The 24,555-nt window shown below is 62.0% G+C and carries 20 protein-coding genes; 11 read left to right on the top strand and 9 right to left on the bottom strand.

All coding sequences use genetic code 11. From position 1 onward, the window contains the following. Entirely contained in the window at nt 1–615 is a 615-nt protein-coding gene (gene lolA, locus IPK09_04845; GenBank protein MBK7982945.1) for an outer membrane lipoprotein chaperone LolA, read from the bottom strand. A 303-nt stretch (nt 616–918) separates the two neighbouring features. On the opposite strand from lolA, the gene IPK09_04840 reads away from it, so the two are divergent. After that, nucleotides 919–2,148 carry a pyrophosphate--fructose-6-phosphate 1-phosphotransferase gene (locus IPK09_04840; GenBank protein MBK7982944.1) on the top strand — a complete coding sequence of 410 codons (1,230 nt, stop codon included), beginning with the start codon at nt 919–921 and terminating at the stop codon, nt 2,146–2,148. A 277-nt stretch (nt 2,149–2,425) separates the two neighbouring features. Beyond that, nucleotides 2,426–3,820: a sodium:alanine symporter family protein gene (locus tag IPK09_04835; protein MBK7982943.1), complete on the top strand. Its 1,395-nt coding sequence runs from the start codon at nt 2,426–2,428 to the stop codon at nt 3,818–3,820. Between the two features lie 59 nt (nt 3,821–3,879). Here IPK09_04835 and IPK09_04830 read toward each other — a convergent pair whose 3' ends face one another. Beyond that, entirely contained in the window at nt 3,880–6,525 is a 2,646-nt protein-coding gene (locus tag IPK09_04830; GenBank protein MBK7982942.1) for a DNA translocase FtsK 4TM domain-containing protein, read from the bottom strand. Between the two features lie 380 nt (nt 6,526–6,905). On the opposite strand from IPK09_04830, the gene IPK09_04825 reads away from it, so the two are divergent. From IPK09_04825 to IPK09_04810, 4 genes are read left to right on the top strand one after another with little or no spacing between them, the layout of a single operon-like run. Continuing rightward, the gene (locus tag IPK09_04825; GenBank protein MBK7982941.1) at nt 6,906–8,084 is read left to right on the top strand and encodes an N-acetyltransferase; all 1,179 of its coding nucleotides are present in this window, start codon (nt 6,906–6,908) and stop codon (nt 8,082–8,084) included. Then, nucleotides 8,056–8,790 (top strand): leucyl/phenylalanyl-tRNA--protein transferase, encoded by a 735-nt coding sequence (locus IPK09_04820; protein MBK7982940.1) that lies wholly within the window; start codon nt 8,056–8,058, stop codon nt 8,788–8,790. The genes IPK09_04825 and IPK09_04820 overlap by 29 nt, the downstream gene beginning before the upstream one ends. After that, nucleotides 8,787–9,512 (top strand): arginyltransferase, encoded by a 726-nt coding sequence (locus tag IPK09_04815; GenBank protein MBK7982939.1) that lies wholly within the window; start codon nt 8,787–8,789, stop codon nt 9,510–9,512. The genes IPK09_04820 and IPK09_04815 overlap by 4 nt, the downstream gene beginning before the upstream one ends. Beyond that, entirely contained in the window at nt 9,491–10,513 is a 1,023-nt protein-coding gene (locus IPK09_04810) for a TAXI family TRAP transporter solute-binding subunit (GenBank protein MBK7982938.1), read from the top strand. The genes IPK09_04815 and IPK09_04810 overlap by 22 nt, the downstream gene beginning before the upstream one ends. Nucleotides 10,514–10,566: 53 nt before the next feature. Here IPK09_04810 and IPK09_04805 read toward each other — a convergent pair whose 3' ends face one another. From IPK09_04805 to cobU, 7 genes are all read right to left on the bottom strand, one after another. Next, on the bottom strand, nt 10,567–12,477 hold the full coding sequence (locus IPK09_04805; protein MBK7982937.1) for an AAA family ATPase: 1,911 nt from the start codon (nt 12,475–12,477) through the stop codon (nt 10,567–10,569). A gap of 261 nt (nt 12,478–12,738) precedes the next feature. Further along, a complete protein-coding gene (locus tag IPK09_04800; protein MBK7982936.1) occupies nt 12,739–16,005 on the bottom strand; it encodes an efflux RND transporter permease subunit in 3,267 nt (1,088 codons plus the stop codon). 2 nt (nt 16,006–16,007) lie between these two features. After that, the gene (locus IPK09_04795; GenBank protein ID MBK7982935.1) at nt 16,008–17,057 is read right to left on the bottom strand and encodes an efflux RND transporter periplasmic adaptor subunit; all 1,050 of its coding nucleotides are present in this window, start codon (nt 17,055–17,057) and stop codon (nt 16,008–16,010) included. A gap of 179 nt (nt 17,058–17,236) precedes the next feature. Beyond that, a complete protein-coding gene (locus tag IPK09_04790; GenBank protein MBK7982934.1) occupies nt 17,237–17,989 on the bottom strand; it encodes an adenosylcobinamide-GDP ribazoletransferase in 753 nt (250 codons plus the stop codon). After that, entirely contained in the window at nt 17,989–18,594 is a 606-nt protein-coding gene (locus IPK09_04785) for an alpha-ribazole phosphatase family protein (protein ID MBK7982933.1), read from the bottom strand. Before IPK09_04785 ends, IPK09_04790 begins: the two co-directional genes overlap by 1 nt. Next, nucleotides 18,591–19,634: a nicotinate-nucleotide--dimethylbenzimidazole phosphoribosyltransferase gene (gene cobT, locus IPK09_04780; GenBank protein MBK7982932.1), complete on the bottom strand. Its 1,044-nt coding sequence runs from the start codon at nt 19,632–19,634 to the stop codon at nt 18,591–18,593. The genes IPK09_04785 and cobT overlap by 4 nt, the downstream gene beginning before the upstream one ends. Continuing rightward, a complete protein-coding gene (gene cobU, locus IPK09_04775; GenBank protein MBK7982931.1) occupies nt 19,631–20,149 on the bottom strand; it encodes a bifunctional adenosylcobinamide kinase/adenosylcobinamide-phosphate guanylyltransferase in 519 nt (172 codons plus the stop codon). The genes cobT and cobU overlap by 4 nt, the downstream gene beginning before the upstream one ends. A gap of 228 nt (nt 20,150–20,377) precedes the next feature. Here cobU and rpsF point away from each other — a divergent pair, with 228 nt between their 5' ends. From rpsF to dnaB, 5 genes are all read left to right on the top strand, one after another. Next, nucleotides 20,378–20,806, top strand: coding sequence for a 30S ribosomal protein S6 (gene rpsF / locus IPK09_04770; GenBank protein MBK7982930.1), 429 nt, complete (start codon nt 20,378–20,380; stop codon nt 20,804–20,806). A gap of 314 nt (nt 20,807–21,120) precedes the next feature. Then, complete coding sequence (rpsR, locus tag IPK09_04765; protein MBK7982929.1) at nt 21,121–21,345, top strand: 30S ribosomal protein S18; 225 nt, start codon at nt 21,121–21,123, stop codon at nt 21,343–21,345. 43 nt (nt 21,346–21,388) lie between these two features. After that, complete coding sequence (locus tag IPK09_04760) at nt 21,389–22,306, top strand: DUF2232 domain-containing protein (GenBank protein MBK7982928.1); 918 nt, start codon at nt 21,389–21,391, stop codon at nt 22,304–22,306. Between the two features lie 46 nt (nt 22,307–22,352). Further along, nucleotides 22,353–22,802 (top strand): 50S ribosomal protein L9, encoded by a 450-nt coding sequence (gene rplI, locus IPK09_04755; GenBank protein MBK7982927.1) that lies wholly within the window; start codon nt 22,353–22,355, stop codon nt 22,800–22,802. Between the two features lie 182 nt (nt 22,803–22,984). Further along, entirely contained in the window at nt 22,985–24,481 is a 1,497-nt protein-coding gene (gene dnaB, locus IPK09_04750) for a replicative DNA helicase (GenBank protein ID MBK7982926.1), read from the top strand. Nucleotides 24,482–24,555: the final 74 nt, after the last annotated feature.

Raw genomic sequence — 24,555 nt, 5'->3', positions numbered from 1 at the left:
TCAGCTCGCGTCGCCGACCACATCCACGCCGGAGGGCGGGGCAAATTTCAGCAGCGCCGGATCGAGCGCCGGATTGCGCTCCAACTTTTGAAAATCCAGTCGGGTGCGCTGGCCGAAACCGTCCTCAAGTTCCAGGCTGACCAGCAGTTCGCCCTTGAAGGCGACCCGCAACAAGCGGAATTCGGGCTGTGGCTGTTTCGGCGTCAGGTCATACCACGTCAACCCGTCCTGGGCGCGCGCCGCGCCGACGGTGAAGGCGTCCTCGATGGGCGCCGCGCCGCTCAGCAGCGCCAGCGGGGTCGAGCTTAACGCCTTGTCCAATTTGCGGACCGTCACTTGCGCCAGATCGATGTCGTAAGACCACAACCGCTCCCCGTCGGCGACGATGATCTGTTCGGCGGGAGTGCGATAGTTCCAGCGGAACTTGCCGGGCTTTTGCATCCACATTTCACCGCTGGAGTTCTGCACGACTTGCCCGCGTTCGTCGTACACCCGCTGGACAAAATCAGCTCGCAGCGACTGTAGCGCTTGAAAATAATGCTGCACTTGCGAGGGCGATGCCCAAACCGGCGCCAGCGCCAGCAGGCTCACCATCAGTACCAACCATTGACGCATCACGATCCACTCCCACGATTGACAGTTTTCAGCATACAACCTTAGCAAGGAGATTTTCCGCTCTCCTTGGTTTATGCCAAGCGGTCCAAACCATCCGAGCCGACCGATGACCATTTCAAAGCCAGGATGATGAATCCGCCATGAACGGCGCATGGCGGACGCGAAAGGCCACCGTTCGAAGGTTCTCAAGACGCCCCTACAATCTCCACGCCCCCGCGCGTTGCTCCTTCGTAAAATCCCTCCTACGCTTTTAGCTGGTTTCGAGCTACTTTTTATTTTCACTCCAGCAAGGCGATGACAACCATGAGCAAGCCCAAAAAAGTCGCAATTCTTACCGCGGGCGGTTTGGCCCCCTGCCTCAGTTCGGCCATCGGCGGCCTGATCGAGCGCTACACCGAGATCGACCCCAGCATTGAAATCATCTGTTACCGCAGCGGCTACAAGGGGCTACTGCTCGGCGACTCTTACAAAGTCACCCCGGAAATCCGCGAAAAAGCCGGCCTGCTGCACTCCTTCGGCGGTTCGCCGATCGGCAACAGCCGGGTCAAGCTCACCAACGTCAAGGATTGCATCAAGCGCGGTTTGGTCAAGGAAGGTCAAGACCCCCAGAAAATCGCCGCCGACCAGCTCGTCAAGGACGGCGTGGACGTGCTCCACACCATCGGCGGCGACGACACCAACACCGCCGCCGCCGACCTCGCCGCCTTCCTGGCCAAGAACAACTACGGCCTCACGGTCATCGGCCTGCCCAAGACCGTCGACAACGATGTGTACCCGATCAAGCAGTCGCTGGGCGCCTGGACCGCCGCCGAGCAAGGCGCTCGTTACTTTAAAAACATCGTCGCCGAAAACAACGCCAACCCGCGCATGTTGATCATCCACGAGGTCATGGGCCGCAACTGCGGTTGGCTCACCGCCGCCACCGCGCTGGAATATCGCAAGCTGCTCGACCGCAGCGAATGGCTGCCCGCCCTCGGACTCGACCGCGCCGCCTTTGACATCCACGCCGTGTTCGTCCCCGAAATGGAAATCGACATCGCCGCCGAGACCAAGCGCCTGCGCGCCGCGATGGACAAGGACGATTGCCTCAACATCTTCGTCTCCGAAGGCGCGGGCGTGGAAGCGATCGTGGCCGAATTGCAGGCCAAGGGTCAGGAAGTCCCGCGCGACGCCTTCGGCCATATCAAGCTCGACGCCGTAAACCCCGGCAAATGGTTCGGCGAACAGTTCGCGCAGATGATCGGCTCTGAAAAAACCCTGATCCAAAAATCCGGCTATTTTTCGCGGGCCTCGGCCGCCAACACCGACGACCTGCGCCTCATCAAATCCTGCGCCGATCTGGCCGTCGAGTGCGCCTTGCGGGGCGAGGCCGGCGTCATCGGTCACGACGAGGACCGCAACGGGGTACTGCGCGCCATCGAATTTCCGCGGATCAAGGGCGGCAAGCCCTTCGATATCGACATCCCGTGGTTTACCGAGCTGTTAAAAGCCATCGGCCAACCGAAGGGGAAGAAAGTCACGGTCAGCCATTAGCCGCAACCCGCCACCGCACCGAGGGCGTCCGAACGCTCCGCGCGCCCTCGGTGCCGCTTTCTCCGTTCTCCGTCAATTCTCCAGTTCTTCTTGAAAAAATCGCGGCCAAGTTCGCGCTGGCGGTTGTAATGCGCCATAGCCTGAACTATGGATATAGGTGGAAGCATCCGGCACACGCTGAGCTTCCTCGCCTGTCACACAAATAATCCAATAACCCGGACAGGCGGATTGGCGATTGGGCGACAAAACCCCTTGGCAATCGGAGGAGAAGAACCTTATGCAAGCGCTTCATGATTTTGTCACTTGGCTAAACGGCTACCTCTGGGGGCCGCCGATGCTGATTTTATTGTTCGGAACGCATTTGTTCCTGACGGTTCGGCTGCGGTTCATCCAACGCCACATCGGCACGGCCATCAAGCTCTCGGTCAGCAAGGAGCCGGGAAGCGCCGGCGACGTCAGCCAGTTCGGCGCGCTGACCACGGCGCTGGCGGCCACCATCGGCACCGGCAACATCGTCGGCGTCGCCACGGCGGTGGCGCTCGGCGGCCCTGGGGCGGTGCTGTGGGTGTGGCTGACCGGCGTGTTCGGCATCGCCACCAAGTACTCGGAAGCGCTGCTGGCGGTCAAATACCGGGTCCGAACCTCCGACGGCACCATGCTGGGCGGTCCCATGTACGCGCTTGAAAGAGGTTTGAAGCAGAAGTGGCTGGCCGTGCTGTTCGCCATCTTCACCGCCTTGGCGGCCTTCGGCATCGGCAGCATGGTCCAGGCCAACTCGATTTCCTCCCTGGTCGCGGAAACCTTTAGCATCCCCACCTATGTCACCGGCCTCGTCATCGCGGCCTTGACGGCGGTGGTCATCCTCGGCGGCGTGCAATCCATCTCGCGGGTGTGCGAAAAGCTGGTGCCGTTCATGGCGCTGTTCTATGTGGTCGGCTGCGCCATCATTCTGGTCATCAACGCTCAATATGTCGGCGCGGCCATCAACCTGATCGTGACCCACGCCTTCACCCCGCTCGCGGCGGGCGGCGGTTTCGCCGGCGCGACCGTGATGATGGCGATGCGCTACGGCGTCGCGCGCGGCCTGTTCTCCAACGAGTCCGGCCTGGGTTCCGCCCCCATCGTCGCGGCGGCGGCCCAGACCCGGAATCCGGTGCGTCAGGCGCTGGTATCCGCGACCGGCACGTTCTGGGATACGGTGGTGGTCTGCGCGATGACCGGCATCGTCCTGGTCACCGTGATCGTCAGCGATCCCGTCGGCATGAACGGCCTGAAAGGGGCGGCGCTGACCAAGGCGGCCTTCGCTCATATTCCGGTGATCGGCCCCCTCGTGCTCACGGTCGGCCTGTTGACCTTCGTGTTCTCGACCATTTTGGGGTGGTCTTATTACGGCGAGCGCGGGGCGGAATATCTGCTCGGCAAGCGCGTGATCTTACCCTATAGAATTTTGTGGGTGATCAGCACCTTCGTGGGTTCGGTGGCCTCGCTGGGTCTGGTGTGGGACATCGCGGACGCCTTAAACGCCATGATGGCCATCCCCAACCTGATCGCTCTGATCGGGCTGAGCGGCGTCATCGTCGCCGAAACCAACAAATACCTCTGGGAAGACCAGCTCGACGAGCACTCCACCGAGGAGATCCCGACGCTCGCGGACAATCCGGCCACCCCGTAAGCGGCGCTTTTCCGAGGGTCCTGCCGCAAGGCCGGCGGGACCCTCGCGCCACAGCGCGCTCACGGCGGCGCGGGTGCCAGGACCTCGCGGCTACCGTTGGATTGCAAGGGGCCGACCACGCCGGCCGCCTCCATTTCCTCGACCAGACGCGCCGCCCGGTTGTAGCCGATCCGCAACCGGCGCTGCACCCCGGATACGGAAGCCCGCCGCGACTCGGTGACGATCTTGACCGCTTCATCGTACAAGGGGTCGCTTTCCCCGCCGCGCCCGCCGTTTTCGCTTTCCTCTCCGAACTCGTTTTCCTCGCGCGACTCGACCAGCACCTCATCGATATAATCCGGCGCGCCGGTTTGCCGGAGAAAATCGACCACCCGATTGACTTCCTGATCGTCCACGAAAGCGCCGTGCACCCGCTGCGGCAGTCCAGTTCCAGGCGGCAGATACAGCATGTCGCCGTGGCCCAACAGTTGCTCCGCGCCCATCTGATCGAGGATGGTGCGGGAATCGACCTTCGAAGACACCTGAAAGGCGATCCGCGTCGGAATATTGGCCTTGATCAGGCCGGTGATCACGTCCACCGAGGGCCGTTGGGTCGCCAGAATCAGATGGATGCCGGACGCGCGGGCCTTCTGCGCCAAGCGGGCGATCAACTCCTCCACCTTCTTGCCGACGATCATCATCATGTCGGCCAGTTCGTCGATGACCACCACGATGAACGGCAGCGGCTGCAACAGCGGGCTTTCAGGCGGCGCCAGAGGGCCATCCGGCTTCCAGAGCGGGTCGGTCAGACCCTCGCCCTCCTCCAGCGCATCCAGCACCTTGCGGTTGAAGCCGGCGATGTTGCGCACCTTCAGCGCCGCCATCAGCCGGTAGCGGCGCTCCATTTCGGCCACGCACCAGCGCAGCGCATTAGCCGCTTCCTTCATGTCGGTCACCACTGGCGTCAGCAGGTGCGGGATGTCTTCATACATCGACAGTTCCAGCATCTTCGGGTCGACCAGGATCAGCCGGACCTCGGCGGGTGGCGCCTTGTACAGCAGGCTGAGCAACATGGCGTTGATCGCCACCGATTTGCCGGAACCGGTGGTGCCGGCCACCAGCAGGTGCGGCATTTTCCCCAGGTTCGCCACCACTGGATTGCCGCCGATATCCATGCCCAAGGCCAGCGTCAGCGGCGTGCCGGACTGCGTGTAGACCGGTGCTTCCAGCACTTCGCGCAGATAAACGATTTCGCGGTGCTGGTTGGGGATTTCCAAGCCGATCACCGACTTGCCGGGAATCACTTCCACCACCCGCACGCCGATCACCGACAGGCCGCGCGCCAGATCCTTGGCCAGATTGCTGATTTGGCTGACCTTGACGCCCGGCGCGGGATCGACCTCGAAGCGGGTGATCACCGGCCCCGGCTCCACCGCCACCACGCGGGCCTCCACCCCAAAGCTTTTAAGCAGCAGCTCCACCTGACGGGACATCTCGTCCAGCGTTTCCATGGAATAGCCGGCGGTGTGCGGCGAGGGCTGGTCGAGCAACGCCAGCGAAGGCAGGCCAGCGGACTCCAGCGGTTGCGGCTGCTCCGCGCGCCGCGCCGCGCCGGCGGCGACCGGCGTCGCGGCCGGTCGCTCTTTGGCGCGCGGAACCGGACTTAGCACATCGTTGGACGCTTTGGTCTCAAAATCCGTAGCGGTCGCCCAGGGCACCTGGATCGCAGCAGCTTCCGCCACGGCAGCTTTGCCTTTGAGGCGAGCTACCGCGGCGGATGAGGACACCGCCGTCGGAATCAAGGTCAAATCCTGCTGTTGGAGCGTCGCTTTGGGCGCTTCGGACGCATTCGCCGGCGCGTCTGGCCGCTGGCTCGCCCCCCCTTGCCGGCGCGCGTTCAACACCGGTTCGATGCGAGCGGCACGCCCGCTTTTACCCGGCGCACCCGCATCCGAACCAGCAGCCGGAGGTTCTTTAGCCGATTTAACCGACTGGACATCCGCCGCCGGCTTGACTTTCGCGGACTCCGCGAACTCATCGTCTTCAGGCGGTGGCGCCGACGCGGCTTTGCGGCGCCGTGGTGGCTTGGCCGGGCCGCTGACCGTATCCACCGATTTGAGCACGGTCCCGCCGATCCAATCCACCAGCTTGAGCCAGGAAAAGCCGGTGCTCAAAGTCACCCCGGCCAGCAACAGCGCGATTATCAGTACATTGCCCCAGGCGAAGCCGAACGCCTGGACCAAAAATCGACTGACGTGCACGCCGACCAAGCCGCCCGCGGAGCCCGCGCCCGGCACGGTCCCTAAAACGGGTTTCAGGTGCAAGGCCGCCAAACCGCAAGCGGTCACCAGGGCCACCGCGAATCCCATGACCCGAAACAAGACGATCTCGGCATCCAGTTCGAGCAGCGCGCCGCGCTTGAGCAAGCGCCAGCCGGCAAACAGCAGGCCCAGCGGCAGCCAATACGCGGGATAGCCGAAAAAATACAGGCTGACATCGGCGAACCAAGCGCCCACCGTTCCAACCACATTATGAATCTTGCTGACATTCGCGGTATGGGTCCAGGCCGGATCCGCCACATGGAAGGTGGCGAGCGCCGCGATCATGCCCAGCGCGATGACGGCCACCAGCCAGAAACTGCTCTCCTGGAGAACGCCTTTGACGAAACGGAAGATGCTCGCCCGCAGCACGGGCGGTTCGGTCCTGATGCGATGTGCCTGCGCCAAAATTCAGTCCTATTCGATCATTGTTCGTGGGAGGAGCGACCCGCCGGCGAGCCGACTGCCGGCAGACCAAGATCAACCGAAATCAACCAAGATGGGTTATTGTCCCATTCCGGGGCGTTCGGGTGAAGGGCGTACCCGGCAAGGGCTGAACCGTCGCGCCGATTCAGGTTCCAATCACAACCAAGCCTGCCACGCCGGACCGGTTTCGATGGGCCGGAAGGCCGGCGCCCGGCGGGAAGCGCCCGTTTTTGCGAGCTATCCTCGGGATACACTACTCGGACTCCAAGAGGCGACCAAAAGCTTGCGTCAATGATTCTAGGTGCTTTTCAAACGCGTTTGGCGATTTCTCATCCCGGCTCTCAGCAATCCATTCGACCATCATGCGTATCCAGCGACTCGATGCTCTCGACGACATTTCCGCAGCCGAGTGGAACGCGCTCGTCCCCGCTCGCAATCCGTTTCTCAGCCACGAATTTCTGAGCGCTCTGGAGCGACATCACTGCGTCGGCGGGAACACGGGCTGGCTGCCTCGGCACGTCGTCTGCCGGGACGGACGCGGCCGGCTGCTCGGCGGCGCGCCGCTCTATCTTAAATTCAATTCCTACGGCGAGTTCGTATTCGACTGGAACTGGGCGGAAGCCTACCGGCAGCGTGGGCTGGCCTATTACCCCAAGCTGGTGGGCGCCATTCCGTATACCCCGGTCACCAGCCAGAAATTGCTGCTGGCCCCGGACCAACCCCAACCCGACGAAACGCGCCGGGCGATGATCGATTTCGTGCGTGAAGAAGGGCAACGCTCTCCCCCGCTATCCTCGATCCATTGGCTGTTTCCGACACCCGCCGAGTTGGAGCCGCTGCTGGAGCGCGGCTTTCTGCATCGGCTGGGCTGTCAGTTCCACTGGCAAAATCCAGGCTACCGCGATTTTCAGGATTTTTTGGACACCCTGACCGCCAAGCGGCGCAAGAATATCAAGCGAGAACGTCGGCTGGTGTACGAAGCCGGGCTGGAACTCCGACTGCTGCACGGTGGAGAAGTCAGCGAGGGGCAATGGCAGACCGTTTATGGCTTTTATCGCGCGACCTTCCAGCGGCTAGGCGGGATTCCCACGCTCACGTTGCCGTTTTTTTTAGAGATCGCCGCGACTCTGGGAGGGCGCTTGGTCCTGGTGTTGGCTTACCACCGGGACCGGGAAGTCGCCGGGGCCATCAGCTTTCGCGACGACACCACGCTGTATGGCCGCCATTGGGGGTGTCGGGCCGATTTCGATAGCCTGCATTTCGAAGCCTGCTACTATCAAGGTCTTGAATATTGCATCCGACAGGGCTTGCAGCGTTTCGAGCCGGGCGCTCAGGGCGAACACAAAATCCATCGCGGCTTTTTACCGACGCTGACGCACTCGGCGCACTGGATCGCCCAGCCGGATTTTCGCCGCGCCATCGCTGACTTTCTGCAGCGGGAGACTCCCGCCGTGCGCGATTATGCCCGAGGATTATGGGAACATTCGCCTTATCGAAACGAGGTGACGCCCGATGCGCCTGCCATGGTTGGACCCGCGTGACGACAGCCAACCTTTTCCGCATCCCGATCGGGCGCTGGACGAACCCCAAGGCTTGCTGGCGGCCGGCGGCAGCTTGAGCCCGCGCCGGCTGCTGCGCGCCTACCGGCACGGCATCTTCCCGTGGTACTCGCCCGGCCAGCCCATCCTGTGGTGGTCGCCCGACCCGCGGCTGGTGCTGTTTCCCGAGCGGATCAACGTCTCGCGCAGCTTGCGCAAGACCTTGCGTAAAGGTACGTTTTCCAGCACCGCCGACACCGGTTTCGCGGCTATAATGTCCGCTTGCGCGGCGCCCCGCGGTCCCCGCTCCGGCACCTGGATCACGCCGGAAATGCATCGAGCCTACTGCCGGCTGCATGACCTGGGCCACGCGCACTCCATTGAAATCTGGCATCAGGGCGAATTGGTGGGCGGACTGTACGGGGTAGCGGTGGGTCGGGTGTTCTATGGTGAATCGATGTTCAGCCTGATGAGCGACGCCTCCAAAGTCGCCTTGGCGCTGCTGGCCGTTCAGTTGCGACGCTGGAATTTCGCCCTGATCGATTGCCAGGTGCGCACCGAACATCTGGCGCGGATGGGGGCTGTCGAAATCCCCCGCGCCGACTTTCTGGCCCTGCTGCAACGTTATTGCCCGCTCCCGAGCCCAACCGGTCCCTGGCGGCTCGATACCGACCTCCGCACCGCGCTGTTGCCCGCCCCGCCGTCATGAGCGACTTTCGGGATTCGCTATATGACCTGCGGATGTTTCTGACGACCGACTATCCCTGTAGCTATCTGCCAGGACGCCAAGCCCGCAACCTGGTCGCCGATCCGGCCGAGACTGACCGGCGCCTGTACACGCGATTGGCGGAGTTGGGATTCCGGCGCAGCGGCGATCACGTCTACCGGCCGCACTGTCGCGGCTGCATGGCCTGCCGGTCGCTGCGCATTCCGGTGGAACGCTTTCAGCCGAATCGCTCGCAGCGCCGCATCTTGAGGCGAAATCAGGATTTGCAAGCTCAAGTGCTCAATGCGGAATTCAAGCAAGAGCATTTTGAGCTATTCAGCCGCTACCTGCGGGTCCGGCATACCGGTGGCGGCATGGATCCCACCAATCCGGAAAACTATTGGTCCTTCATCACCTCGCGCTGGAGCCCGACCGGTCTGGCCGAATTCCGCCGCGAGCGGGAACTGCTGGCGGTCGCGGTCCTGGACCGCTTGGAGAACGGCCTATCGGCGGTTTATACGTTTTTCGACCCCGAGGAAAAAGCGCGCGGATTGGGCACTTTCGCGATCCTATGGCAAATCGCCGAGTCGCGGCGGCTTGGCTTACAGTGGTTGTATCTCGGCTACTGGATCGAACAATGCGATAAAATGGCTTACAAAACCCATTTCAAACCCCACGAACTTTTTGCCGCCGAGCGGTGGGGATGGATAGAATCAGAACCCTAAACACGGCAGGATTGCAAGGTATGAATAAAGTTCTTCGTTATGGCGTTTGGCTATGGCTGGCGAGCCTGTTGTCCATCGCCCTGGCCGCCTCCCCGGCGGATCGAGACGCCAGCCCGCCAGACCGCGCGGGCCGTCTTTCGAATAAAGGCGTGGTCGGCATCATCACGGGCGGCGTCAGCGGAACCTATATCCGCATTGCCGCCGATATGGCCGCAGTTCTGGACAATCCCACCCTACGCGTTCTGACCATTGTAGGTCAGGGATCGATCCAAAATATCGACGATCTTTTATATTTGAAAGGCATCGATATGGCCATCGTCCAATCCGATGTGCTGGAATATTTAAAGCGCCAAAACACGTATTCAAACATCGATAAGAAAATAAGCTACATCACCAAATTGTACAATGAAGAATTTCATCTGATCGCTAAGGGCGACATCAATAATCTCGAAGATTTAACAGGTAAAAAAGTCAATTTTGACGTTAAAGGCAGCGGTACGGCCATCACCGCCAGCATCCTGTTCGATACCTTGAAAATGCGTGTGGAGCCCACCCATTACGACCAAGCGACCGCCTTGGAAAAACTGAAAAATGGCGAGATCAGCGCGCTGGCTTATGTCGCGGGCAAGCCGGTGACTTTGTTCGAGAAAATAACAGCTGCTGAAAACTTACACTTGCTGGCGATCGATTACAGTGCTGGGTTGTTGGATACCTACCCTCCCGCCGCCATTAGCCATCAGGATTATCCGAATCTGATTCCTGGCGGTGAAGAGATCAGAACAATTGCGGTCAGCGCCGTGCTGGCGGTCTACCAATGGCATCCACGAAAGGTCAAGCGCCATAAAAAAGTCGCCGACTTCGCGACTTATTTTTTAGAGCATCTCAATGACTTCCAAAAGCCGCCACGCCACCCCAAATGGCGCGAAGTCAGCTTATCGGCGACCCTCCCTGGCTGGACCCGCTTTCCGGCCGTGGAGCAATGGCTGCAAACTCACCGGTGAGCCTTTATTGGGCAACTCCTTTACATCCGTGGTTTCCAGCGCCGAGGAACCGGCTATCGACTGCCTTTTAAGGCTTGAAGGTATCCTGTACTTTCAGGGTTTCCCGCTTGTTGTGCCTTCAAATACCACTCCACGGCTTTTTGAGGATCGGCGAAGAACCCCTTGATCTGCAAACTGCCCAACACGATGGGGTCGTAGGTTTTGCCGACGGCGGTCATGGCGGGGGCAAAGCCCGCGCCGGCCGCCTCCAGATAGAACAACCGCGCGGAGGCCACATCACCCTGCGCCAGCAACGCATCGCCTTTGCTCACATACGACCAGAGCTGCGGGGTTTCAGGACTAGCTTTCACTCTGGCGGGCAACCGCGCGGGGACGGCGGGCGGCGGCTCCACGGCGGGCGTGGGAGGGGTAAGAGCCACACTCGCTAAGGATTCGGGTTTTTGCGACTCGGCGCTGGCCGGCGCGGCGGATGCCGCGGGATCGGGCGCGGCGACCGGCTTTAACACCGGAGCGGTTTGAGCCGAGGTCTTCGACTCGACGGCGAGCGCCACGGCGCCAGGCGTGACGACCGATATCTGGACTGGCTTGCTATCAAATAAATAATAGCTGCCGACTCCACCGACGATCCCGGCCAAGATCGAAATGAAAATCAAAGTAATAAATTGCAAAGTCGGCGATGAAAAGGACGGAGGCTGGTTTTTCTTGAGATAGGGTTCCTCCCATTGCATGGTCATCGTCGCATTGGCCAACAATTTATCTTCCAACAGCTGATCGACAAATTGATGCTTCGCCACGTCAGTGTTTCGGGACACGCTCAAAGCGGTAGGCGTTACCGAATGAGTGACCTCAGGGAGATCTTCTGAGTCCGCCTTTTCAAAATACACGGCGGTAACCGGATATTCCGCGGTATTTTGCAAAACCGCCTCATTGACGGTCTCGTCAAGCTCCGCTCCGGGCTTATTATGGCTCGCCAGCGAAGCGCTCATGATGATCGCATCGGCCTCATCGCCAATGACATGGCTAGCAATTTTGGTGAGTCGCGAGCCTTCGAGATGCCTGAAGGAGTCGTGTAACGAATTGGTATTTCCAGGGACGAGCGTGAGGCCGCTGGCGCTACTCTCCTCAGCCTCCAACAGTAACTCTTTAGCGGCTTGATCGATCGCAAGCATTGAAACCGTATGTTTGCCCTTCAACTGTGCTAAAGAAAAGGCGCGATCGCAAAGTGTATTGATCAGCCGGGGAACACCACCGGTCAAACGGGTAATCTTTTGAATGGCCCATCGGGAAAACAGGGGGTTCATTTCTGGCGTGGCGACCGTATTCAATTGATGCGAAATATAAGTGGCCACATCATTTTCAGCCAGCGGCTCCAAACGGACATTCAACCGACGGGCGGCGATGCTCTGCCCGATCTCAATGCGAGCCACCATTTCTTGTAACTCGGGCGATCCACTGAGGACGATGCGTGGGGCGCGACGCTCTGGCAGCGTCCAATCGAATAAAGCGATCAAATGCGCCAGCCCTGCCTCACCCAGCGTTTGGGCGTCATCGATCAATAAAGCCACGCTCGCCCGCTGGGAGGAACCCTCGTTTAAATAATCTTTTAATACCGAACTTTGGTTTTGGCTAGGTAGATGGCGCTCGGTCTGACCCAGACCAAGTTGATCGTACAGTCTGGCAATCAAACTTTCGTAATTTAAATTGACCGTATCGATGAAAATAAATTTAATATTTTCAGGCGCCGCGCTTTCCAATTTGCGCAGCAAGAAAGTTTTACCGAGACCGTGGGTACCTGTTAATAAAAAAAGACCGCCATGGTGGCGGATATTTTTCAGCAATTGGATATAGGTATTTAAATACGCGTTGTTTAGAAAAAAGAATTCTGGCGCGGCGTTCTGCAAAATTTCATTTCGTTCCTCAAGGCCTTGTTGACCGCTGCTTTGGCCATCCACCCGTTCGCTCATACTTAACTCTCTCACGCTCGATCTTCTATAAAATTGCTATGGTAAAAACAGAACCTACAAAAATCCAATTTATGATGGTGAGGTAACCGTCGCAGCGATCTCGCTCCTTCCTGAAAGGCTAGCTGAAAGTCCGGGGCCAGGTGGCTCCGCTCGGAGCGCTCGAACGTCAGTCTGAAGCGAACGGCGCGGCGTCACGGGCGGCGTCACCACCCGATCTGCTCTTGAGTATAGCCGCAGTTCGTCGAGCGAGCGGTTCGAAAATCAGGATGCCGCGGGCTCCAGCCGCCGCCGGAACGCCGCGTAATACAGCACCGGAATAAACACCAGCGTCAGCAGGGTGGAGACCATGATTCCAAAGATCAGCGAGATCGCCAACCCCCGGAAAATCGGGTCATCGAGGATAAACAACGCCCCCAGCATAGCCGCTAGCGCGGTCAGCAGAATCGGCTTGGCGCGCACCGCGCTGGAACGGATCACCGCCTCCTGAAACGGCACGCCGCCGGCGACTTCCAGATGGATGAAATCCACCAGCAGGATCGAGTTGCGCACGATGATCCCCGCCAGCGCGATCATCCCGATCATTGAGGTGGCGGTGAATTGCGCGTGCAGCAAGGCGTGACCCGGCATCACTCCGATGATGGTCAACGGGATCGGCGCCATGATGATGAGCGGCACGAGATACGAGCGAAACTGCGCCACCACCAGCAAATAAATCAGGATCATCCCCACCCCATAGGCGATGCCCATGTCGCGGAAGGTTTCATAGGTAATCTGCCACTCGCCGTCCCATTTCAGGCTATAGCCGTAGGGGTTGTCCGGCTGGCGGATGAAGAATTGTTCCAGCGCTCCGCCGCCGATGCTCCGATTCTTTAAGGCGCCGAAGATTTCGAACATCCCGTAAAGCGGGCTGTCCAGTTTGCCGGCCATATCGCCGAATACGAACACCACCGGCAGCAAGTCCTTGTGGTAGATCGTATTTTCACGCTGGGTTTTCTCGGTTTCGACGATTTCCGATAACGGCACCAAGTCTCCCGCCTGGCCGCGAGTCTTCAAGGCCAACACTGAAGCCACGGCGGCTTGGTCGGCGACCGGCAAGCGCAGCCGCAATGGAATCGGGTATTTGGTGTTTTCGGAATGCAGGTAGCTGACATCCTCGCCACGCAAAGCGGTGTTGATGTCGGCGGCGACGGCTTGCTGCGAGACGCCCAGCAAGGCGGCCTTGGCGCGATCCACATGAACGATCAGCCGTTCGGACGGCGCTTCGACCGTATCGTCCACGTCCACGATGTCCGGCGTGGCGCCAAACAGCGCACCCACTTGCCGGGCGACGGCGATTTGACCCGGATAGTCCAAACCGTAGATTTCGGCCACCAGCGGGGCCATCACCGGTGGGCCGGGCGGGACTTCGACCACCTTGACGTTGGCGTTATATCTTTTGCCGATCTCCTGAAGCGGGCCGCGCACCGCCAGAGCGATGTCGTGGCTCTGGCGGCGGCGGTGTTTCTTGTCCGCCAGATTGACCTGAATGTCGCCGACGTTGGCCCCGGCTCGCAAATAATATTGCCGGACCAGGCCGTTGAAATTGATCGGCGCGGCCGTTCCCGCGTAGACCTGATAGTCGGTGACCTCCTCGACCGCGGTCAAAGCGCGGCCCAGCTCGCCCAGCACTCGCGCGGTCTGCTCCAATGTCGTGCCTTCCGGCAGATCGACGATGACTTGAAATTCCGACTTGTTGTCGAACGGCAGCATTTTCAGCACGACCCACTGGAAATACGCCAAGCTGATCGAAACGGCGATCAGCAACAGCACGCCAAGACCCAGCAGCCAACGCGACGGCCGGCCTTGGCGACCGCGCAGAAACGGCCCGATCACGCGCCGGAACAGCCGGTGGGCGAAGTCTTCGCGCTGCTCGCCCGCCGCCGTTTCTCCGAGGTCGGCAGGCGGCGGCAGGACCGGTTTCTCCACCACCCGCCGCAGCACCTTGTAGGTCAGCCACGGCGTGAACACGAAGGCCACCGCCAGCGAAATCAACATGCCCATGCTGGAGTTGATCGGGATCGGGCTCATGTACGGACCCATCAAGCCGGAGACGAAAGCCATCGGTAGCAGGGCGGCGATGACGGTAAAGGTCGCCAGAATGGTCGGCCCGCCGACTTCATCCACCGCCAGCGGTATCGCCTCGACCAACGTATGACCGCCCAGGTGGAGGTGGCGGTGGATGTTCTCCACCACCACGATCGCATCATCCACCAGGATGCCGATGGAGAAGATCAACGCGAACAGCGAAACCCGGTTGAGGGTGAAACCCCAGGCCCACGAGGCGAACAAGGTGATGGTCAGCGTCAAAATCACCGCCGCGCCGACGATGGCCGCCTCGCGCCAGCCCAGCGCCAGCCACACCAGCACGATCACCAGCGCGGTGGCGAAAACCAGCTTGGCGATCAGCGTCATCGCCTTATCGTTGGCGGTCACGCCGTAGTTACGGGTGACGGTGATATTGACGCCTTCCGGAATGACAGTGCCTTTCAGTTGTTCGACCCGTTCCAGAATTTGCTCGGCGATCACCACCGCGTTTTCACCGGGCTTCTTGGCGATGGCCAGCGTTACGGCGGGAAATTCGCCCTCGACCCCGATGCCGTTGGCCCGCGCCGCCGGCCCCGTCCCCAGCCAGACGTAACGCACCGGCTGATCCGGACCCGCTGTCACCTCGGCGACATCAGCCAAATACACCGGCGCGCCCTGGTGCAAGCCGACCACCAAGCTGCCGAGTTCTGCCGGGCCCACCAGGAAACTGCCGGCCTGCACCGGGATTTCGTGGTTGTCGCCGACCAGAGCGCCTGCATCGCTTGAGGCATTGGCCGCTTGTAGCGAACGCCGCAGATCGGCCAAGGCCAGGCCGTGACCGGCCAGTTGGGCCGGATCGAACCGCACCAGCACCACCCGGTCGGGCGCGCCGATGGTGTACAGATCGCGCGTGCCGGCCACCCGCTTCAACTCGGTTTCCAGGCTGTGAGCGACCCGCGCCAGGCCGTCGGCGTCCTGTTGGGGATTTTCGGCCCACAGGGTCAGGCTGAGGATCGGCACATCGTCGATGCCCTTGGGCTTGACCATGGGCGGGCTGACGCCGAGATGGGCCGGTAGCCAGTCGGCGTTGGAGTAGAGTTTGTTGTACAGGCGGACGATGGCGCCGGTATACGGTTCGCCGACCTTGAATTGCACGGTCAGCACCGCCATGCCGGGACGCGATACCGAATAGACGTGTTCCACACCCTCGATTTCCGCCAGCATCTGTTCGGCGGGACTGCTGACCAGCCGTTCCACTTCCTGGGCGGTCGCGCCGGGAAACGCGATGAAGACGTTGGCGAAGGTGACGTCGATCTGCGGTTCTTCTTCGCGGGGCGTCACCAGCACCGCAAATACTCCCATCAGCAAACCCACTAGCGCCAATAATGGCGTGATTTCACCGAGCAGGAATTTTTTGGCGACCGCTCCAGATAGCCCGAGACGCGATTCGGCGGTGGCGCTCATCATTATGGCCCCTTCCGCTGCTGGTCCTTGAGATAGATCCCCGCCTTGATCGGCTCCAGGGCCACCGGCTCGCCCGGCTCCAGCCCGGCGAGAATTTCGACCGTTTCGGCCTCGACCCGACCGGGACGCACCTGCCGCAAGCTGACCTTGCCATCCCGCAGCACATAGACACCACTCACTTCACCCCGCTGGACCAGAGCCTGACGCGGCACGGTCAAACCGCTGGTATCGCCCACCTGAAAGGCCGTTTTGACGAACATGCCCGGATAAAATCCTTCGGTCTTTCTGGGGAGATAGACCCGCACCTTGAAGACGTTGCTCCGCGGGTCGGCATACGGGAAAAAGACCAACTTTTCGGCGGCGATCCCTTTGCCGCCAGCCGGCGGCAACACGCGGGCTTGCTTGTATTTTCGCACGGGAACGATCAAGCGTTGCGGCACGTTCGCCACCACCCGCAATTCGTCGAGCGAGAATCCCGTCATCAGCGGCTTGCCGGGCTGGACCGTTTCACCGAGCTGGACATGGCGCTGTAGCACGATGCCGCTGTAGGGGGCGTTGATCGTGGTATAGCCCAGCGATTCCCTGGCTTGAGAAACCCCCGCTTGCGCGGCTTCCAGCCGCGCCTTGGCCGCGTCGAAAGCAGCGGTGGCGGCGTCCATCGTCGCCTTGGCGACGACTTTCTTTTCGTAGACGCCGCGAATGCGCTGGTATTCGGCTTCCGCTTCCAGAAAACGGGCTTGCGCCTCGCGCAGGTTGGCTTGCGCTTGGTCGAGGCCGGCGCGCTGCTCGATGTTGCGGATACGGATGATGGGGGCGCCTTGCGGCACGAAGTCGTTGACATCGACCATGATGGTCTCGACCCGACCGGCGGTCTGAGCGGAGACCGTGCTCTGGTTCACCGCCTCGACCACACCGTCGAGAATTTGCTCGTCCGGCAGCGTTTGCAGCTTCGCCTCGGCGACCGGAAAGGGCAGTTCGGCGGCGCTGCTCCAGTTCGGCGCCACGCCGAGTAAGAGCCACCACAACAGTAAGAGACGATTCGGCGAGCCCATGACCCCATCCTTCCAAGCCGGCAATATATTAATATATTAGATTAGTCTAATATTTATAGTAGCCGGGGGCAAGGGAGGACAGGCGCGCCGGCTGCGCGCCGGCTATTTGCTGGAGCGATGTGGAAGCCGGGGTCGGTTCGCGGCGAAGCAAACCGCGCGATATCCACCCGGACCCAGGCTCACGGCATTTCCAAATCCGTCACCAACACCGATACCAGCAACACGCCGGTCTCGGTCAGTTCACAGGCGGCGCCTAAAGTATCGCCGGTCACCCCGCCCAAGCGCGCCAACACGCCATGACGGAGGCCGAAAAATCCGACCCCCAGAAGAACAAGCAGCGCTGCTCCTGGCCAGCCGAGCGCCATCACCGCGGTCACGGCACTGGCCAACACCATCAACCCGCAGCTGGTGCGCGGCAAATGCAAGGCATAAGGTTCACCCAAGCCTTTAGACCGGACGTAGGGCGTCGTCACCAGCAGCAACACCATCACCGCCCGGCCCAGCAGCGGAGCCAATAACAGGACGGTGCGACCATCGCCGGCCAGCAGCACTTGCAAGGCGGCAAACTTGTTCAGCAGGACCAAGCCGATCGCCACTACCGCGATGGGGCCGCTGCGCGGGTCTTTCATGATCGCCAAAGTCCGGTCGCGGTCGCCTTGGCCGCCGATCCAGGCATCGGCGCTATCGGCCAAACCATCCAGATGCAGGCCGCCGGTCAAGATCACCCAAACGGTGAGGGTCAACCCCGCCAGCACGCCGGGGTCGGCCAACCACAGCGCGGTGTGCAACCCCGCCAGCAACGCGCCAATCACCGCGCCGACCACCGGAAAAAACAGCACCGAAAGCCCCAATTCCTGAGGTTGCGGCGGCGGGCCAAGCAAGGGGACCGGCAACCGGGTCAGCAATTGCAGCGCCAGCACAAAGGCGCGCATCAGGCCAAGCGACCGTTGTGGAACACCAAATGCGGCTCGGCCTGCGGATCGCAATGCTGGCGGATTCGGCTGAGCGCCGCGTAGGGCACCTCGATTCGCCAGATGCGGTGCAACGGCATCTCCAGCAGTCGGCGCAGGATCATGCGAATGACCCCGCCGTGCGCGACCAGCAACACATGCCGGCCCTGATAGCCGCGCAGCAGCTCCTCCCACGCCCGGCCGACCCGCCGGTCGAAATCGGCGACCGGCTCGCCTTGCGGGATCGGATGGGCGACCGGATCGCGCCAGAAACACGCCAGCGTGGCCGGTTCGGCGGCGCTGACCTCGGCGACGGCGCGGCCCTCCCAGATACCGAAGCTCAACTCGCTAAAGCCGCTGTCGATGGCCAGGGGCCGGTTCAGTTGCTCGCTCAATTCACGGGCGAAAGCGGCGCAGCGGCACAGCGGCGAGCTGATCACGGCCTCCCAGTCGCGGCAGGCGCCCACCGTCGCCCGCATCTGCCGCCAGCCGAGCGCGCTCAAGGGATCGTCGATCGCGCCCCGGAATTTCTGCCCCCCTTCAGGCTCGCCGTGCCGCAATAAATCCACGACGGTAAACTCGCTCATGCCCGCGAGACTCCCGCTTCGGCGAAGGTCGCCATCCCCGCGTGCAAGGCGGCGGCGGCGCGCAAGACCGGCATCGCCACCGCCGCCCCGCTCGCCTCGCCCAGCCGCATGTCCAACGCGAGCAGCGGACTGGCCTGCAAGGCGTCCAACAGACAGCGATGGCCCGGTTCGGCGGAACAGTGCGCGTAAAACAACCAAACCGCCAACTCCGGCCGCAACCGCACCGCCACCAGCGCGGCGGCGGTGGTGATGAACCCATCCACCAGCACCGGCACGCCAAGTTGGCCGCAGCGCAGATAAGCGCCGGCCAGCGCGGCGATCTCGAAGCCGCCCAGCCGTTGCAGCGCCTCAAGCGGCCGGTCGCTGCGATGGCGGACCAGCGCCCGTTCGATCACGCGCGCCTTGCGGGCGACGCCGGCGCTGTCCAATCCGGTGCCGGGGCCCGCCAGTCTTTCGGCGGGCAACTCCAACAGGGAGCAGGCGACGGCGGCCGCGCTGGTGGTGTTGCCAATGCCCATCTCCCCGCCGATGAACAACTGCGCGCCGCCGATAGCGGCCCGTTCGGCGGCATCGTGGCCCGCCGCCAAAGCAGCGCCCAGCTGCTCGGAGGTCATGGCGGGGCCTTCGACAAAATTGGCGGTGCCGGGCCCGACCCGCGCATCCAATACGCCCGACAGCTCCGGCAAAGCCCGCGCCGTGCCGACGTTCACCACCTCAAGCCGCGCGTTCCATTCTCGGGCCAGCACGCTGATCGCCGCGCCGCCGCGCGCGAAGTTGCGCACCATCTCGGCGGTCACCGCCTGCGGGAAAGCCGAAACACCCTCGGCGACCACGCCGTGATCGCCGGCGAACACGGTGATCCAGATCTGGTCCAAACGCGGCCGCTGCGTGCCCTGCATGGCCGCCAGCAGGACCCCAAGCTCTTCCAATCGGCCCAGCGAACCGGGCGGCTTGGTCAGTTGCGCCTGCCGCTCGCGGGCGGCGGCCCGCACGGCGTTATCGGAAGCAGCAATCGGGTCGTCATACCAATGAGAGCTCATGCAAGACAGTCCTTGAGGGTAAGAGGAAGTCCGGCAACCACCAAGATCACGCGGTCGCAGCGGCTGGCGACCGCCTGATGCAAGCGGCCGGCCTCGTCGCGAAAACGGCGGGCCAAGGGGTTGGCGGGGACGATGCCCTGCCCCACTTCGTTGCTGACCAGCACGATGTGACCGGGCAAGGCCGGGAGAACGGCGAGCAGCTGATGCATTTCCGCCGCCAAGCATTCAGCGCCGGCGGCCAGTAGATTGCTCGACCACAACGTCAGACAATCGACCAAAAGGCAGCAATCTGGCGCGGCGTGGGCGGTCAACGCCTCGGCCAAGGCCAAGGGTTCTTCCACCAAGCCCCAGGCGGTGGGACGTTCGGCGCGATGGCGGACGATGCGCTCGGCCATTTCCCGGTCGCCGGCTTGCGCGGTGGCGATATAGATGACGTTCAACCCGCTTTCAAGCGCTCGCCGCTGGGCGAAAGCACTCTTTCCAGAGCGGGCGCCACCGATAATAAATTCTTTCATAGCATGATCTTATAAGCATTATCCCGTGCGCCGAACCGGCGGAGCCTCGCTCAATTGTAGGCGGTATCGCGCCACTTGGAACCTTTTGGCGAATTCGCCCATCGCGCGGCGCGGCGTTGCGCGGCCCGACCTTTCCCCATAGAATGCTCGTTTTTAGCGGCCCACTCGGGCCGTCACTCCTTGCCTCACCGCGCCGCGGGAGGCCGTTGTTATCCGTAAGGAGCCTTGATGCGACATTATGAAATCGTCTTTCTGGTCCATCCCGACCAGAGCGAACAAGTCCCGGCCATGATCGAGCGCTATCGCGCCATGATCCAGGAAGACGGCGGGCAAATCCACCGTCTGGAAGACTGGGGCCGCCGCCAGTTGGCTTACCCCATCAACAAGATTCACAAAGCCCACTACGTATTGATGAATGTCGAATGCAGCCTGGCGGTGCTTCAGGAAATGCAGAGCGCGTTTCGTTTCAACGATGCCGTCATCCGCAATCTCGTCATCCAGCGCGACGCTCCCGAAACCGAGCCTTCACCGCTGATCAAATCGCGCGACGAGCGCGAAGGTCACGTGGATCGCGATGGCCAAGGAGAGCGTGAGGAGCGCCTGAGCCGCGAAGACGTTGACGATGAAGAAATCGACATCGACGACGAGGCGGCTTGAGTTCCCGAGTGGCGTTCTCATGCCCGCCGCGGTCTCGTTAAGGGCGAACCCCGCGGGCTTCGTGACGGAATCTCCGGCGGCGCCGGCGGCCTGAATCCGCGGGCGGCCGCCGCAAAATCGGCGGCCGCGCGAGACTGACCGCTGCGGGATGCGCCACTGGGTAGCGGCGTGATTCCAGCCGTACCGGGACACACTGCGGGTTCCCCGAACGGCCATGACCGTACACGGATTTTTTGATCGGCACCGCACCGCCCGCCTGTTTTTTTCGTCAGCGCAACGCTTTACTACTGATAGCTTTTGAGGGTCAATGCATCATGTCGCGTTTTTTTCGTCGTAAAAAGTTTTGCCGGTTCACCGCCGAAGGCGTTAAGGAAATCGATTACAAGGACATCGCCACTCTGAAAAACTACATCACGGAAACCGGTAAAATCGTACCGAGCCGCATTACCGGCACCAAAACCCGCTACCAGCGCCAGCTGTCGGTCGCGATCAAGCGGGCCCGGTTCCTGGCTTTGCTCCCGTACTGCGACCGGCATTAGCCGCACGCACCGCCGCCGTCAGCCGGTTGCGGAACCGCCCGCCATGCGATGGCTCGCCGCTTTTGTCATGCGCAACCGCCCGGCGGCCGTACTGACCGCCGCCGCTTCGGCTGTGTTGTTTTGGCTACTCCCGCCCTTTCTGGTCGTGGCGACAGCGGTCATCGCCTTGATCGCGCTGCGCCAAGGCGCGCTCGAAGGCGCGCTGATCGCCGCCTCGGCCGGACTGGGAGCCGCCGGACTGACGTGGCTGGTCCTCGGCGAACCTTGGCCGATGTTGCAAGTGCTGTTGTCCTGCTGGTTGCCGCTGGGGTTGTTGGCGACCACCCTGCGCGCGACCGTCTCACTGTCGCGAACCTTTCAGGTGGCGGCCCTGCTGGGGCTGTTGGGGGTGGCGGGTTTCTATCTGGTCATGGACGATCCGACCGCCTGGTGGGGCGCCATGCTGTCGGGCATCCGTCAGGAGCTGGCGAACACCGGCTCGCTCGGACCGGCCGCGGACCGCGCATTCCTGGATCAACTGCTGCAACTGATCGAAGGCTGGGCGCCTTACCTGCCGGGCCATATCGTCAGCGCGGTTCTGCTGGTGGCGCTGTCGGGCTTGCTTCTGGGCCGCTGGTGGCAGGCGCTGTTATTCAATCCCGGCGGTTTTGGCCCCGAATTTCAGGGCTTGCGGCTGGGCCGGCCGCTCGCCGCCCTGACCTTGGCGCTGTTTGCGGCGGCGCTGTGGTCCGGCTGGCCGCCCTTGAGCAACTTGGCGTTGGTTCTGGGAACGCTATACACTCTACAGGGTATCGCGCTCGTGCACGCGCTGGCGTTCAAACTACAGCTCTCCCCCGCTTGGCTACTGGTGTTTTACTTGCTGCTGGTTCCGCTGCTGTCGCAGGCGGTCATCGCGTTGGGCGTCGCCGACGCCTGGGCGGATTTTCGCAACCGGATCGGAGCGCGTCCGGGCGCGCGCTGAACGACCGTCGGTTTAACTTACGTCTTGCTGTCTTTGGAGTTTAGTCATGGAAATCATCCTACTGGAAAAAGTAGCTAATCTGGGCGCGTTGGGCGACCGGATCAAGGTCAAGCCGGGTTACGCCCGGAACTTTCTCATCCCCAAGGGTAAGGCCACCACCGCCACCGCCGCCAACGTGGCGCGTTTCGAGGCGCGCCGCGCCGAACTGGAGCGCATCGCCGGTGACACGCTCTCCAAGGCGCAAACGAGGGCCGCGCAGTTGGCCGAGCTGATCGTGACGCTGTCGGTCAAAACCGGCAGCGAAGGTCGGCTGTTCGGCTCGGTGGGCGCCGCCGATATCGCCAACGCCGTGTCGGCGGCCGGCATCGAACTGCAAAAACAGGAAGTCCGGCTGCCCGTGGGTCCGATCCGCCAGACCGGCGAGTATGATGTAGACGTGCATCTGCCCAGCGAGGTCAAGACTCAAATTCGGGTCAACATCATCGCCGAAGCCTGAAATTTGGCAGAACCCGCGCCGGGGTTTGCACTACACTTAAGCCACATTTCCCGCGCGGGTATCAGCCGGCGACGGACGGTCGTTGGCTCATGCACCCTCACCCCGCCGGGGAGCTTCGAGGCCGTACCGCCAGGCAGTCGCGGCGGACGGCGGATCGCCGGTTTCATTCCGAGAGTTCCGTCATGCAGCCCGTCACCCCGTTTCCAAGCCGGAAGGATGCCGCCGAAGCGCTGCGGGTTCCACCGCATTCGCTCGAAGCCGAACAAGCGGTGCTGGGCGGTTTGATGCTGGATAATTCGACGTGGGATCAGATCGCCGACCGCCTGGATGAAAGCGATTTTTACCGCGGCGATCACCGCCTGATTTTCCGCGCCATCCGCCGGCTGTCGGAAAACGGCAAGCCCTTCGATCTGCTGACCCTGGCCGAATGGCTGGAAGACAACAATCAATTACAGGACGCGGGCGGCTTCGCCTATCTGGGCGTTTTGGTCCGGGACACGCCCAGCGCCGCCAACGTGCGGGCCTACGGCGACATCATCCGCGAGCGCGCGATCCGCCGCGATCTGATTCGCATCGCCACCGAAGTGGCCGACAGCGCCTACGATCCCAAGGGGCGCGACTGCAAACAATTGCTGGACGACGCCGAGAAAAGCGTGTTCGCCATCGCCGAGCAGGGGATGCGCGCCCAACAAGGCTTTTCCAACATGAAGGAGCTGTTGGCGCGCACGGTGGAGCGCATCGACATCCTGTTCCACCACGACAACCCCATCACCGGCATCCCCACCGGCTGGCCGGATTTCGACGACCGCACCGCCGGCTTGCAACGCGGCGATTTGATCGTGATCGCCGGCCGGCCCTCGATGGGAAAAACCGCTTTCGCCATGAACATCGCCGAATACGCCGCCATTCAAGGGCGGGTTCCGGTGGCGGTGTTCAGCATGGAAATGCCGGGCGAGAGCCTGATCATGCGCCTGATCTCCTCGCTGGGGCGGATCGACCAACACAAGGTGCGAACCGGCCGTTTGGAAGACGAAGACTGGCCCCGGATTACCTCGGCGGTCACCATGCTCTCCAATTCCCGCCTGTTCATCGACGACAGCTCCAACCTGAGCCCCAACGAACTGCGGGCGCGGGCGCGTCGCCTGCACCGGCAGGAAGGGCAATTGGGCTTGATCGTGGTGGATTACTTGCAATTGATGCAGGTGCCGGGCACCAACGAGAACCGGGCGACCGAAGTGTCCGAAATTTCCCGCGCCCTGAAATCACTGGCCAAGGAGCTGTCGGTGCCGGTGCTGGCGCTGTCCCAGCTCAATCGCACCCTGGAACAGCGCGGCGACAAACGGCCGATCATGTCGGACTTGCGGGAATCGGGCGCGATCGAGCAGGACGCCGACCTGATTTGCTTTATCTATCGCGATGAGGTCTACAATCAAGACAGCCCTGATAAGGGCATCGCTGAAATCATTATCGGCAAACAGCGCAACGGCCCCATCGGGACCACCCGCCTCACCTTTCTGGGTCAATACACCCGCTTCGAAAGCTACGCCTCAGACGGCTATCGCTCAGGTTCCAAAAATGAATCGAGGAGCGCCGCCGGCTCTCGCTCGAAGAGCGCGTCCGCCCCGGCTCCAACCGGACAGAACCACCGGCCGGCGCCTACGGACGGCGGCCCCCATTAAACCCGAACGCGACGGCTTCAATCCGCTACCGATCGCCGCCGCTCCGCGGCCCCTCCCAACCAAACCCGCACTGA

Source organism: Candidatus Competibacteraceae bacterium (genome assembly GCA_016713505.1).
GTDB lineage: Bacteria > Pseudomonadota > Gammaproteobacteria > Competibacterales > Competibacteraceae > Competibacter_A.
This window is presented reverse-complemented; position numbering and strand designations above follow the sequence as displayed.

Excerpts from the sequence above, each read along its gene's own strand:
- lolA (MBK7982945.1), bottom strand. The coding sequence starts at position 615 with ATGCGTCAATGGTTGGTACTGATGGTGAGCCTGCTGGCGCTGGCGCCG.
- IPK09_04840 (MBK7982944.1), top strand. The coding sequence starts at position 919 with ATGAGCAAGCCCAAAAAAGTCGCAATTCTTACCGCGGGCGGTTTGGCC.
- IPK09_04835 (MBK7982943.1), top strand. The coding sequence starts at position 2,426 with ATGCAAGCGCTTCATGATTTTGTCACTTGGCTAAACGGCTACCTCTGG.
- IPK09_04825 (MBK7982941.1), top strand. The coding sequence starts at position 6,906 with ATGCGTATCCAGCGACTCGATGCTCTCGACGACATTTCCGCAGCCGAG.
- IPK09_04820 (MBK7982940.1), top strand. The coding sequence starts at position 8,056 with ATGCGCCTGCCATGGTTGGACCCGCGTGACGACAGCCAACCTTTTCCG.
- IPK09_04815 (MBK7982939.1), top strand. The coding sequence starts at position 8,787 with ATGAGCGACTTTCGGGATTCGCTATATGACCTGCGGATGTTTCTGACG.
- IPK09_04810 (MBK7982938.1), top strand. The coding sequence starts at position 9,491 with ATGGATAGAATCAGAACCCTAAACACGGCAGGATTGCAAGGTATGAAT.
- IPK09_04805 (MBK7982937.1), bottom strand. The coding sequence starts at position 12,477 with ATGAGCGAACGGGTGGATGGCCAAAGCAGCGGTCAACAAGGCCTTGAG.
- IPK09_04800 (MBK7982936.1), bottom strand. The coding sequence starts at position 16,005 with ATGAGCGCCACCGCCGAATCGCGTCTCGGGCTATCTGGAGCGGTCGCC.
- IPK09_04795 (MBK7982935.1), bottom strand. The coding sequence starts at position 17,057 with ATGGGCTCGCCGAATCGTCTCTTACTGTTGTGGTGGCTCTTACTCGGC.
- IPK09_04790 (MBK7982934.1), bottom strand. The coding sequence starts at position 17,989 with ATGCGCGCCTTTGTGCTGGCGCTGCAATTGCTGACCCGGTTGCCGGTC.
- IPK09_04785 (MBK7982933.1), bottom strand. The coding sequence starts at position 18,594 with ATGAGCGAGTTTACCGTCGTGGATTTATTGCGGCACGGCGAGCCTGAA.
- cobT (MBK7982932.1), bottom strand. The coding sequence starts at position 19,634 with ATGAGCTCTCATTGGTATGACGACCCGATTGCTGCTTCCGATAACGCC.
- cobU (MBK7982931.1), bottom strand. The coding sequence starts at position 20,149 with ATGAAAGAATTTATTATCGGTGGCGCCCGCTCTGGAAAGAGTGCTTTC.
- rpsF (MBK7982930.1), top strand. The coding sequence starts at position 20,378 with ATGCGACATTATGAAATCGTCTTTCTGGTCCATCCCGACCAGAGCGAA.
- rpsR (MBK7982929.1), top strand. The coding sequence starts at position 21,121 with ATGTCGCGTTTTTTTCGTCGTAAAAAGTTTTGCCGGTTCACCGCCGAA.
- IPK09_04760 (MBK7982928.1), top strand. The coding sequence starts at position 21,389 with ATGCGATGGCTCGCCGCTTTTGTCATGCGCAACCGCCCGGCGGCCGTA.
- rplI (MBK7982927.1), top strand. The coding sequence starts at position 22,353 with ATGGAAATCATCCTACTGGAAAAAGTAGCTAATCTGGGCGCGTTGGGC.
- dnaB (MBK7982926.1), top strand. The coding sequence starts at position 22,985 with ATGCAGCCCGTCACCCCGTTTCCAAGCCGGAAGGATGCCGCCGAAGCG.